Consider the following 11,863-nt stretch of genomic DNA (forward strand, 5'->3'; position numbering starts at 1 on the left):
GACGCAAATTTACAAAAGGAAATGGCTGATCGGACTTGTTCGGCTTACAACTGTAAGCTAGAGTGCACGTCAATCCAAAAGAAGTGGAAGAGGACTATTTTAATGAAACGTGCAGTGATTACTGGCCTGGGTATTGTTTCCAGCATTGGTAATAACCAGCAGGAGGTGCTGGCATCTCTGCGTGAAGGGCGTTCTGGTATCACTTTCTCCGAAGAGATGAAAGAAGCCGGGATGCGCAGCCACGTATGGGGTAACGTAAAACTGGATACCACCGGGCTTATCGATCGCAAAATTGTGCGTTTCATGAGCGATGCCTCTATTTACGCGTACCTGTCGATGGCGGAAGCGGTTAAAGATTCCGGCCTGACTGAAGAACAGTATCAGAACAACCCGCGTGTGGGCCTGATTGCCGGTTCCGGCGGCGGTTCCCCGCGTTTTCAGGTGTTCGGTGCGGATGCTATGCGCAGCCCGCGCGGTCTGAAAGCGGTTGGCCCGTATGTGGTCACCAAAGCCATGGCATCTGGCGTGTCTGCCTGCCTGGCAACCCCGTTCAAAATCCACGGTGTGAACTACTCCATCAGCTCCGCCTGTGCGACTTCTGCACACTGCATCGGTAACGCGGTTGAGCAGATCCAGCTGGGCAAACAGGACATCGTGTTTGCTGGCGGCGGTGAAGAACTGAGCTGGGAAATGGCCTGTGAGTTCGATGCCATGGGCGCGCTCTCCACCAAATACAACGAAACCCCGGAAAAAGCCTCACGTACCTATGATGCTAACCGTGACGGCTTCGTCATTGCTGGCGGCGGCGGTATGGTTGTGGTGGAAGAACTGGAGCACGCACTGGCTCGTGGTGCGCACATCTATGCTGAAATCGTCGGCTACGGTGCAACCTCTGATGGCGCTGACATGGTCGCTCCGTCAGGTGAAGGCGCAGTGCGCTGCATGAGAATGGCGATGCAGGGTCTGGACGCACCGATCGACTACCTCAACACCCACGGGACTTCTACCCCGGTTGGCGATGTGAAAGAACTGGGGGCGATTCGCGAAGTGTTCGGTGACAACACCCCGTACATCTCCGCGACCAAAGCGATGACCGGCCACTCACTGGGTGCGGCGGGCGTGCAGGAAGCGATTTATACCCTGCTGATGCTGGAAAACAGCTTCATTGCCCCGAGCATCAACGTGGAAGAACTGGACGACGCGGCGAAGGGCATGAACATCGTGACTAAGCCGACCGAAAAAGCGCTGACTACTGTGATGTCGAACAGCTTCGGCTTCGGCGGTACCAACGCCACCCTGACCATGCGTAAATATAACGCCTGATTTCAGGGCTATTTTTCCCTCGAGGGCCGGTTAATCCGGCTCTCGCTATTTTGACATTCTGCGCTTCGCTTGCCACAATCAATTCCCTCATCTCGTAATACGTAAGCGTTCACGTGAATCAACGCACCCGTTTCTGTTAATCACAGAAGACGTGCGTGTGTCTGGTTTTCGCCTGCATGGCACGTCTCAGAACAAGGAGTTACGTCCATTATGTCTATGGCTGCAAACGCGCAGACGCAATCTGTGTTTCCTCTAGCCTGCACCTCTTTTGCGGTGTTTCTGACTTATCTCACCGCAGGGCTGGCGCTGCCGGTTATCCCGTTGTATGTCCACCAGGAGCTGGGCATGAACAACGTCATGGTTGGCGTGGCGGTGGGGATTCAGTTCTTTGCCACCCTGCTGACGCGCAGTTTCGCCGGTCGGCGTGCCGATCAGCACGGCGCAAAACTCACCACTCAGCATGGCATGATGGCGATCGCGCTGGTGGGCGTGGCCTATCTGGCGGCGGCGCTGCTGCCGGTGTCGCCGTGGGCGAAGTTCGGCCTGCTGGCGATAGGTCGGCTGCTGCTCGGCTTCGGTGAAAGCCTGTTGCTAACCGGCAATCTCACCTGGGGTATGGGCCTGGTCGGGACCAGACGTTCCGGGCTGGTAATGTCATGGAATGGGATGGCGATTTATGGATCGCTGGCTGCCGGTGCGCCGCTGGGTTTATTGATCCACGATTACGCCGGATTTGCCGCGCTCGGCGGGGCAGCCCTGTTGCTACCGTTGCTGTCGCTGGCGTTAAACAGCTGGATTTCAGCGGTGCCGGTGGTGGGGGGAGAACGCCCATCACTGTTCAGCGTAATAAAAACCATCTTTCAACCCGGTTTGGCGCTGGCGCTCCAGGGTACCGGCTTTGCGGTCATCGGTACCTTTACCTCGCTTTATTTTGCTGCTGAAGAGTGGGGCAACGCCGGTTTCGCGCTGACCGCCTTTGGCTGTGCTTTTGTGCTGGTCCGCGTGTTCTTTGGTGGTTTGCCGGATCGTCACGGTGGTGTGCGAGTGGCGATGGTCTCGCTGCTGGTGGAAGCCGCCGGTCTGACGCTACTGGCGCTGGCCGGACAAGGCTGGGTCGCGTTGCTGGGGGCCGCGCTCACCGGCTGTGGTTGTTCGCTGATCTTCCCGGCGCTCGGCGTGGAGGTAATCAAACGCGTCTCGCCGCAGATTCGCGGAACCGCGCTGGGTGGCTTCTCCGCGTTTCAGGATATCGCTTACGGGGCCAGTGGCCCGCTGACCGGGCTGCTGGCGACGGCGCTCGGTTACGGTTCAGTGTATGTCGCGGGCGCCTGCTGTGCGGCGCTCGGTATGCTGGTTACCTGGCGCTTTGCCCGTCACGCGACAGCAGCATAACCAGCTTATCGCAGGCAGCCACAATTTCGCCGGGCGTCAGCGCGGCGAAACCCAGTATCCAGCCAGTCTGCTGCGTCTCTCCCGCGTACAGTGGCGACAGACGCGGCAGTTGCAGGCCCCTCGCTCGCCCCTCATCGGTCAACTTCGCTTCATCGCCCTGCGATAAATTCACCGTCAGCTGCAGGCCACCTGCTGCCGGGAGCGGCGTCAGCCAGTCGCCACAGCGTGTGCACATCTGTTGCAGCAGCACATCACGACGGCTGTGGTACAGCTGGCGCATCAGGCGCAGGTGGCTGGCAAAATGCCCCTGCTGGATAAATTCGGCGGTGATCGCCTGTGGCAACAGCGCGCTGTGTCCGTCCAGCACGCTGCGTGCGCGGCCGAGAGCATCAACCAGCGTCGGAGGCACCACCATCCAGGCGAGGCGGAGTGACGGGAACAGCGTTTTGGAAAAGGTGCCGAGGCTAATGACCCGGCTCTCCGCTTCCAGCCCCTGCAGCGCAGGCAGTGGGCGTTCACCATAGTGAAACTCGCTATCGTAATCATCCTCAATCAGCCAGCTATCCTGTTGACGTGCCCACGCCAGCCACTGTAATCGCCGCGCCAGGCTCATGGGTATGCCAGTGGGATAATGGTGCGATGGGGTGAGGTAGACCAGCTTTGCGCGGCCGCTGAGGGGGACCGCCCCCTCAGTATCCAGTGGCATTGCGCGGCAGTGCGCACCGGCGGCGAGGAAGGCATTGCGTGCTCCCGGATATCCCGGTTCTTCCAGCCAGACGTCGTCGCCGCTATCGAGAAACATCAGTGCCAGCAGCTGTAACGCCTGTTGTGAGCTGGTCAGAATCATCACCTGCCCGGCGTCACAACGCAGGCCGCGCGACAATGCCAGATAATCGGCCACCGCCTGACGTAATGGCGCATAACCGCAGGGATCGCCATAACCCATCACTTTGCTGCCCAGTGAACGTTGTAAGCTGGCGCTGATGCGTCGCCATGCTGTATGTGGAAACGCACGTAATTCTGGTGAACCGGCAGCAAATGCCTGCGGGAACGGTGGGTCCTGACATCCTCCCGTTGCCAGCACCTGGCTGCCACGCACTGAAAAATTCAGGATGTCATGCTGTTTACCCGGTTGCGCACGCATTGGCATAGCGATGGCAACAAAGGTACCGCGTCCGCTCTGGCGCTGCAGATAGCCTTCACTTTCCAGCTGAGCGTAGGCGGCTTCCACGGTGACGCGGGAAAGACCGAGATCCATCGCCAGCTGGCGGCTGGAAGGCACCTTTTGTCCATAGCGCAGATGGCCGCTGGCAATCGCCTGGCGCAGTGTGCCGCACAACCGTTCGCGCAGGCCGCCTTGGCTTTGATGACTGAACAGGGCCAGCAAGGGAGATGACGTCATAGTGGTCTTATCCGGGGTGATAAAGTGGTATCAGGATGCAGACCACTTTGCCGTACACTGAGGGAAATTCACAACAGGAGAATGCGATGTCATCGGTTTTAGCCTTCCCCCCGGCCAGTGCCGCTGAAAGTCTGGTTTATCTGCAATACAAACTGGCGTATTACACCGATGCCTGGGATTTAGCCGAAGATCTGGCGGCGGGTATCGCGCAGATTGTGGTGTTTGATGCACGTGCCACGGAGGCGTATCAGGCCGGTCATATTTGCGGCGCGATCTCCTTCCCGCATCGCACCATGAACGAAGCTACCACCGCGCAGCTGGATCGGCAGAAAGTTTACATCACCTATTGTGACGGCATCGGCTGCAATGGTTCGACCAAAGCGGCACTGAAGCTGGCGGCATTAGGTTTTCAGGTCAAGGAATTGATTGGTGGGCTGGATTTCTGGAAGCGAGACGGTCACCCGATGGCGTGGGGCAGTGCGGTGGGCGAATGGCCCACCGCTGCCCCGGCCGCGCAATGTGGTTGCTGAATCAGAGGAATATCCACATCAGGAAAATAAACACCACCAGCGCCAGGCTTAACGTCAGCGCCGGGCGCTGCGCCAGAGGTGCCGGTAACTGATTGAAGATCGGTGCCCAGATGGGTTGTGGGCGCAGTTCGCTGGCGGACAGCGGCTGCTCGAGGTTTTTTTCGGCGCGGCGGCTGAACAGCAGGTTGAGCAGATCCTGGGTTTGCGCCGGGGTCAGTACCATCTGCGGCGTGGCCTGAAAACGCTGCTGGCTGTAATCCTCCAGCAAGCGCTGCTCATCGGCGCTCAAAGGTTGCTTCAGCGAGCTTTCCAGCATGTGCAGCGTAGGCGAACTCAGCTGGCTCAGCGTCTGACGCACCTGTAAATATTGCGTCAACAGCGGGAAATGGCGTGACGGAATCGGATCGCCACTTTTCAGGTTAACCAACTTCAGAACATCCCCCAGCACTTTCACCGGCGATTCACCGGTGCTGGCGGCGAGGCGCGTCACCTGCTGATTCAGCGCCTGATGTTCGGCAGGCAGCAGTGATCGATCGCTGATACGCGTCTGCTGCGGTTGTGGGATCGCCATCTGGCCGTTCTGCAGCATGGTCAGCACCTGACGCAGCTGGTCCGGTGACAGCGCGCTCAGTACCGTCTGGTTAAATTGCTGGCGGATAAAATCACTCACCGCCTGGCGGTTATTGCCCAGCGGCAGTTTCTCCAGCAGTTGCTGCAACAGCTGACGTGTAGCGTGGCTGTCCTGCACCTGGGTTAAGCGACTATTGAGATGCTGCTCGGCGGCGGGAAAGTGGCGCGATTGCAGTTCAGCATCGTTTTTCACGCCAACTTCATGGCGCACTCCGGCCCACAATTCCGGGGCTTTCAGGGTACTGAGCGACATGATACGTACGATCAGGCGTTCCAGCGTGGTGCGCTGAGCGGGAGATAATGGCTGTTCGCCTGCCGGGGCACCAGGGCGCGCAGAGCCAGCTGCGTTGGTAAGAGGGGAACGATCGCCCGAGGGCACACCGGGACCGCTGAGAGGTTGCATGGCGGAATCCTTGAAAACTGAGTCAGATCCGGGTGCGCCGGAAAAACGAGGCCATATGATAGCAAAAGCCCCCGGGAAATCCACGGGGGCAGCAGGCAGCAGGAAATTATTTTGCCTCGGCCAGCTTCAGGCGTTTACGTCGCCAGCGTTTCCACAATGGTGGCACGACCAGTACCGACACCGCCAGCACCAGCAATACCTTGCAGATTAGGCTTTCCCATAGGATCGGCAGATTGCCGTTGCTGATTGACAAGGCGCGCCGCAGGTTTTGCTCCAGCATTTCTCCCAGCACAAAGCCGAGGATCAGCGGCGACATCGGAAAATCCATCTTACGCAGGATATAACCGAAAATACCCAGGCCCACCATCAGCAATAAATCGAAAGTGGTACTGTGCACCGCGTAAACACCCACTGCCGATATCGCGGCAATCGCCGGAACCAGGAACCACAATGGAATGGTCAGCATCCGTGCGAAAATATTGATCATCGGGATGTTCATGATCAGCAGCATCACGTTGCCGATCAACAACGCGGCAATCAATCCCCAGACGATATCGGGCTGTTCGGTAAACATCGCCGGGCCGGGGGTGATGTTGTACAGCGTCAGCGCACCCACCATTACCGCCGTGGTGCCGGAACCGGGGATCCCCAGCGTCAGCATCGGAATGAAGGAACCGCAGGCGGAGGCGTTATTCGCCGCTTCCGGCGCGGCCACGCCGCGAATATCCCCTTTGCCGAATTGATCGCTGCCGCTGATTTTCTTCTCACTCATATACGCGATGGCGCTGGCAATGGTCGCACCGGCACCGGGTAGCACGCCGACAAAGAAGCCGATAAAGGACGCGCGCAGTGTCGCGCCGGTCGACATCGCCGCCTCTTTCATATTGAACATCATCCGGCCACTGGCTCGCACCATTTTCTGACCGCTGCTGGTGGATTCCAGCATCAGCAGAATCTCGCTGACCGAGAACAGCCCAATGACTACCACCACGAACTGGATGCCATCGGAGAGATGCACGCTGTCGAAGGTGAATCGATACACGCCGGTATTGGCGTCAACGCCTACCGTCGCCATACCCAGCCCTATCAACGCGGCGAGAAATGACTTCAGCGGGTTGTGGCTCATCATGCTGCCGAGGCAGGCGATGGCGAACACCATCAGCGCGAAGTATTCCGCCGGACCAAACGCCAGCGACCAGTTAGCCAGCAGCGGTGCGAACAGAATGATGCCGATGATGGCGATGGTGGAACCGACGAAAGAACTGACTGCGGAGATGGAAAGCGCTACCCCTGCTTTGCCTTGCTGCGCCATCGGGTAGCCGTCGAGAGCGGTCATAATCGCCCCGGCATCGCCCGGCACATTGAGCAAAATCGAGGAGATGCGCCCGCCATATTCACAGCCAATATAGACTGTCGCCAGCAGGATCAGCGCCGACTCCGCCGGTAAGTGCAGGGCAAACGCCAGCGGCATCAAAATCGCAACGCCATTAATCGGCCCAAGACCAGGCAATAACCCGACAACGGTGCCAATAAAGCATCCGATCAGGGCGATCATCAGGTTTTCCGGCGTCATGGCGACGGCGAAACCCTGCATCAGAAAAGACCAGGTATCCATCATTATCTCCCGTTAACTGAACCAGCTGCCGACCGGCAGCGTGACATCCAGCAGATGATCGAAGGCATAAAACAGCGCAATACCCATCACGCCGCCGGAAATCACCGCTGCCCACCAGCGCGCACCAAACAGCAGGCCAATGCCGAAGGTCAGCAGCGTGGTGCACAGGGCAAAGCCCAGTCGTTCAAAAAACCAGCCGTACAGCAGCAGCAACACACAAAGTATCAGTAGCTTCTTCAGCGTGGCAGGCGCAGGCCACTGCACGTTATCGGGCTTACGCAGCAGCATCAGTAACGCGCATACCGCCATCAGCCCCAGCAACATCATCGGAAACGGACGGGGTCCAACCGGCTCATAGCTGTATTCGCTTTGAATTTGCCAGGCGATAAACAGCCCGCCGATACAGAGCGCCAGCCAGATAGCGGCGAAAATACGATCGCTCATTATCGCCCCCATTATTTTGCCAGACCGAAGGATTTAGCCTGTTCGCGGTAGTCAGCAACCTGCTTCTTCACATAGCTATCCAGCTCACTGCCGAACATGTTGAATTCGAACAGGCCGCGCATATCGCGCTGCTGCTGGAATTCTTTCGTCGTGACCAGCTTTTTAAACGCCGCTTCCCACCATTGATAATCGGCATCACTTACCTTCGGGCCGAGGTAGTAACCGCGGATAATCGGCCAGGAAACGTTGAATCCCTGCTCTTTAGCGGTGGGGACGTTAGCCAGCTCGCCTGGCAGGCGCTGGTCGGCCATCACTGCCAGCACGCGTAACTTGCCACTTTGCAGATGAGGCACCATTTCACTCATATCTCCTGAGACGACCTGGATATGATTCCCGAGCAGTGCGGTGACGGGCTCACCGCCGCCCTCAAAGGCGACGTAACGCATTTTGCGTGGATCGATACCGCCCTCGCGCGCCAGCAGTGCGGTCTTCATCCAGTCCTGGCTGCCGATGGAAGCCCCCGCACCCACCACCACTTTGGTGGGATCTTTTTTCATTGCCTCCATCAGTTCACCGAGGTTTTGCCACGGTGCATCATTGCGTACCGCAACCATGCCGTAATCAGTCCCGATTGCCGCCAGCCACTTCACATCATCCACGGTATAGCGACCAAACTTGCCTTGGGAAAGATTGAGCAATGACCCACCGGAATAGGCAACGACCGTCCCGGCTTCTGCCGGACGTTGCGCAACGATGGCGTTGTACGCCACCGCACCTACGCCACCTGGCATATAAGTAACGCGCATTGGGGTAGTGATTTGTCCGGTTTCCTGCATCGAAACCTGCAACAACTTACAGGTGAGATCAAAACCACCGCCCGGTTTTGCCGGGGCGATACATTCAGTACGCTCTGGTGCCGCCGCGAACGCGGTGGAAACCGACATAGCCAGTAAGGTTGTGGCGAGGAGGGTGCGAATGTTGTTTTTCATTTGTCGCTCCATTGATGATTCCAGTTTGTGATTACCGCCGAAAATTCGCGGTTAATGAATTGTTAAGGTGACAACCTTTCATTTACCTTTCATTCCTCGGGGAAAATGGCGGGGTGTGACATGCGTCTCTTACTGGTGGAAGACACGGTCGAGCTGGCGAGCTGGTTGCAAAAAGCGCTGACACAAAAAGGATTTACGATAGATTGGGTGGCTGACGGTGTGGCGGCGGATCATGTGCTGCAAAGCGAAGAGTATGCCCTGGTGGTGCTGGACGTGACGCTGCCGCGTATGAATGGTCTTGAGGTGCTGGCGCGGCTCCGACGGCGTGGGCAGAACGTCCCCGTCTTGCTGCTGACCGCACGTAACGCGCTGGCACAGCGGGTACAGGGGCTGAACGCCGGGGCAGATGATTATCTGACCAAACCCTTCGAGCTGGATGAGCTGGAAGCCCGGCTGCGTGCCTTGCTGCGCCGCAGCCACGGGCAAACGCCGCAATCGCAAGTGATCGGCCAGCTGGAGCGGGACAATGAAGGTTGTTTCCTGCTGAATCGCCAGCCATTACATCTGACCCCGCGTGAAGCCAGCGTGCTGACCACCTTAATGCGGCGTCCCGGCCACCCGGTATCGCGCCAGCATCTCTATGAACAAACTTTTTCCCTGTGTGATGAGGCCAGCCCGGAAACCATAGAGTTATATGTGCACCGGGTGCGTAAAAAACTGGCGGGCAGTGATGTGGCGATCGTCACGCTGCGCGGGTTGGGCTATAGCCTTGAGTGTCAGCCATGCGCCTGATTCGCTCGCTGCGCGGCGAGTTGCTGCTATGGCTGGGTGTGCCGCTGCTGCTGCTGTGGGGATTATCGGTATACACCCATTATTACAGCGCGCTTCAGGCGGCGAATCAGGCTTATGATCGTTCGCTGGTGGCTTCCGCGCGCACCGTGGCTGAACGGCTGGTGGTGCGGCAGCGACAATTGCAGGTGGATGTTCCCTGGGTGGTGCTCGACAGTTTTGAACGCAATATGAACGATCAACTTTTCTATCAGGTGATCTCGCCAGAAGGGCAAACGTTGTCAGGCTACGAGGATTTACCGCCGCTGCCGCGTAATGCGCCGCTTTCCACCTTGTTTCCGGCGCTGGTTCATTTCTACGATGCCCGCTATCGCCAGCAGCCGATTCGGGTGGTTGCCCTGTGGCAACCGATTAGTGAAGAGGGCGTGGAGGGCATGGCGCTGGTACTGGTGGCGGAAACCCTTAATTCTCGCCATGCCTTTGCCGAGGGTTTATTACGTACCGCGCTGATCAGCCAAAGCATTCTGGTGCTGATCACCCTGATTCTGGCGGGGTTGTTGTTGCGTAAGGTGCTACGCCCATTGCGTCGTTTGTCGCGCATCGTTCTGCGCCGTGCTCCGGGGGAGTTGCAGCCTTTGCCGTCATTGCTGCCCTGGTCCGAGCTACAGCCGCTGATTATCGCGTTCAACCGTCATCTGGAGCGGTTGCGTGGTTTGCTGGCGCGTCAGGAACGTTTTAGCGCCGATGTGTCCCACCAACTGCGCACGCCGCTCACCATTCTGAAAACCCAGGTGGGCGTGGCACTTAACAGCGACGATCCACGGCAATGGCGTGAAAGCCTACAGGGGATGCGCCATACCCTGGACGACACCGTACATCTCACCGATCGACTGTTGCAGCTGGCGCAGATTAAAGCCCGCCACGGCGAAGATAAACCGCTGGAGCGTGTTGAGCTGGCGGCCATTGCGCAGCAGGCATGCTTCAGTGGCTATGCAGCGGCGCGCCATAAGCAGATCGATCTCGGTTACGAAGGGGATAGCCAATGTCAGGTACAGGGCGATGCGCTGCTGCTGGCGGAGTTGTGCAGCAACCTGCTGGATAACGCCATCAAGTACACCCCCGTACACGGCACCGTGACGGCATGCATCGCCTGCGGGGTGATGACCATTGAGGATAGCGGGCCAGGGATTGACGATGCCCAGCAGCAACAGGCGCTGCAACCTTTCTCGCGGCTGGATAACGTCCAGCAACAACCCGGTGCCGGTATTGGTCTGGCGCTGGTAAAAGATATCTGCGCCTGGCATGGCGCTGAGTTAAGGCTGGACCGCAGCCCGCAACTGGGCGGGCTACGGGTGACGATCAGCTTCCACTGACAGGGGGCGTGACTGTCCGGGGGCGACGTAACGGCGTGCGCAGCCGCTGTGCCAGAATCACCCCCAGCAACGTCATGCCGCCGCCAATCCAGTGATAACCATGCAGCTGTTCATGCAGGAACAGGATCGCAATGACGGCGGTAAAGGCCGGGACAAAATTCATAAAGATGCTGGTGGTGCTGGCCCCGAGGCGCTGCACGCCGAGGATCCACAGGAATGGGGCGATGATCGACGCGAACAGCCCGGCAAACAGCACCAGCGGGATATTATGCGCATTAAGCGACACATCCGGCGTGCGCAGAAAGCCGGGCAGCAGCAACAGCACGCCAAAGAAAATCTGCACATATAAACTTTGCCAGGTCGGCAGAGGGATGGCCCAGCGTTTGGTCAGCACGCCGTACAACGCGTAGGAGGTTGAAGCGGCCAGCATCATCAATTCACCATTGCCGAGGCGCTGATGCAGCAGCTGTGCCGGGTTGCCAGCGCTGACCAGCCACACCAGACCGGCAAACGACAGCAATCCGCCAATTAAAATCCCGCGCGTCGGAGCCAGACGTAACACCACCAGGCTGAGCAGAATGGTCAGCAGTGGAATGGTGGCCCCAAGAATCCCCATCATCACCGCCGATACGCTATGCGCCGCGTAATAGGCAAGGCTTTGATACAGCACCATACCGAGGAGGCCGAGGATCAGCAGGCGTCCGCTGCTGGCGATAATTTGCCGACGATGACGCCAGACGTCAGGCAACGCAAACGGCGTCAGCACCACCAGCGCCAGAATCCAGCGATAAAAGGAGATGGCGGCGGGATCGATGCTCCCGGCGGAGAGTTTGCTGACGATGGTGTTGATCGACCAGATCAGCACCGCCACCAGCGGAAAGAGAAAATTCATCGTACGGCTCCAGAAAGTAAACGCGAAAAGTTTACATTTGACCGGTTTAAGACAGATAACTAAAATCGGACAAAAATCATT

11 protein-coding genes are annotated in these 11,863 nt (G+C 58.2%); 5 read left to right on the plus strand and 6 right to left on the minus strand.

Annotated features, from left to right (window positions below):
* Positions 1-102 precede the first annotated feature (102 nt).
* Both fabB and RCF31_RS19270 read left to right on the plus strand, forming a co-directional pair.
* The gene (fabB, locus tag RCF31_RS19265) at positions 103-1,323 is read left to right on the plus strand and encodes a beta-ketoacyl-ACP synthase I (protein WP_299449222.1); all 1,221 of its coding nucleotides are present in this window, start codon (positions 103-105) and stop codon (positions 1,321-1,323) included.
* A gap of 210 nt (positions 1,324-1,533) precedes the next feature.
* The gene (locus tag RCF31_RS19270) at positions 1,534-2,715 is read left to right on the plus strand and encodes an MFS transporter (protein WP_409521655.1); all 1,182 of its coding nucleotides are present in this window, start codon (positions 1,534-1,536) and stop codon (positions 2,713-2,715) included.
* Here the strand turns inward: RCF31_RS19270 and RCF31_RS19275 are convergent.
* Complete coding sequence (locus RCF31_RS19275; RefSeq protein WP_416412000.1) at positions 2,678-4,117, minus strand: PLP-dependent aminotransferase family protein; 1,440 nt, start codon at positions 4,115-4,117, stop codon at positions 2,678-2,680. The two genes, RCF31_RS19270 and RCF31_RS19275, sit on opposite strands and share 38 nt — an antisense overlap.
* An 86-nt stretch (positions 4,118-4,203) precedes the next feature.
* Between RCF31_RS19275 and RCF31_RS19280 the strand changes: the two genes are divergently transcribed.
* Positions 4,204-4,647: a rhodanese-like domain-containing protein gene (locus tag RCF31_RS19280; protein ID WP_416412001.1), complete on the plus strand. Its 444-nt coding sequence runs from the start codon at positions 4,204-4,206 to the stop codon at positions 4,645-4,647.
* Between the two features lies 1 nt (position 4,648).
* On the opposite strand, the gene flk is transcribed toward RCF31_RS19280, so the two are convergent.
* The 4 genes from flk to RCF31_RS19300 all read right to left on the minus strand — a co-directional run bounded on the left by flk (position 4,649) and on the right by RCF31_RS19300 (position 8,683).
* The gene (gene flk, locus RCF31_RS19285) at positions 4,649-5,680 is read right to left on the minus strand and encodes a flagella biosynthesis regulator Flk (RefSeq protein ID WP_416412002.1); all 1,032 of its coding nucleotides are present in this window, start codon (positions 5,678-5,680) and stop codon (positions 4,649-4,651) included.
* Between the two features lie 106 nt (positions 5,681-5,786).
* Positions 5,787-7,295, minus strand: a complete 1,509-nt coding sequence (locus tag RCF31_RS19290; protein ID WP_416413297.1) for a tripartite tricarboxylate transporter permease — start codon at positions 7,293-7,295, stop codon at positions 5,787-5,789.
* A 12-nt stretch (positions 7,296-7,307) separates the two neighbouring features.
* Entirely contained in the window at positions 7,308-7,739 is a 432-nt protein-coding gene (locus RCF31_RS19295; RefSeq protein WP_416412003.1) for a tripartite tricarboxylate transporter TctB family protein, read from the minus strand.
* Between the two features lie 11 nt (positions 7,740-7,750).
* Complete coding sequence (locus RCF31_RS19300) at positions 7,751-8,683, minus strand: Bug family tripartite tricarboxylate transporter substrate binding protein (protein ID WP_416413298.1); 933 nt, start codon at positions 8,681-8,683, stop codon at positions 7,751-7,753.
* Between the two features lie 165 nt (positions 8,684-8,848).
* Here RCF31_RS19300 and tctD point away from each other — a divergent pair, with 165 nt between their 5' ends.
* The gene (tctD, locus tag RCF31_RS19305) at positions 8,849-9,520 is read left to right on the plus strand and encodes a transcriptional regulator TctD (protein WP_416412004.1); all 672 of its coding nucleotides are present in this window, start codon (positions 8,849-8,851) and stop codon (positions 9,518-9,520) included.
* Positions 9,511-10,890, plus strand: coding sequence for a sensor histidine kinase (locus RCF31_RS19310; RefSeq protein ID WP_416412005.1), 1,380 nt, complete (start codon positions 9,511-9,513; stop codon positions 10,888-10,890). Before tctD ends, RCF31_RS19310 begins: the two co-directional genes overlap by 10 nt.
* On the opposite strand, the gene RCF31_RS19315 is transcribed toward RCF31_RS19310, so the two are convergent.
* Complete coding sequence (locus RCF31_RS19315; RefSeq protein WP_416412006.1) at positions 10,877-11,782, minus strand: DMT family transporter; 906 nt, start codon at positions 11,780-11,782, stop codon at positions 10,877-10,879. The genes RCF31_RS19310 and RCF31_RS19315 overlap by 14 nt on opposite strands.
* Positions 11,783-11,863: the final 81 nt, after the last annotated feature.

The sequence above is a fragment of the Pantoea sp. App145 genome (assembly GCF_047947045.1).
GTDB lineage: Bacteria > Pseudomonadota > Gammaproteobacteria > Enterobacterales > Enterobacteriaceae > Pantoea.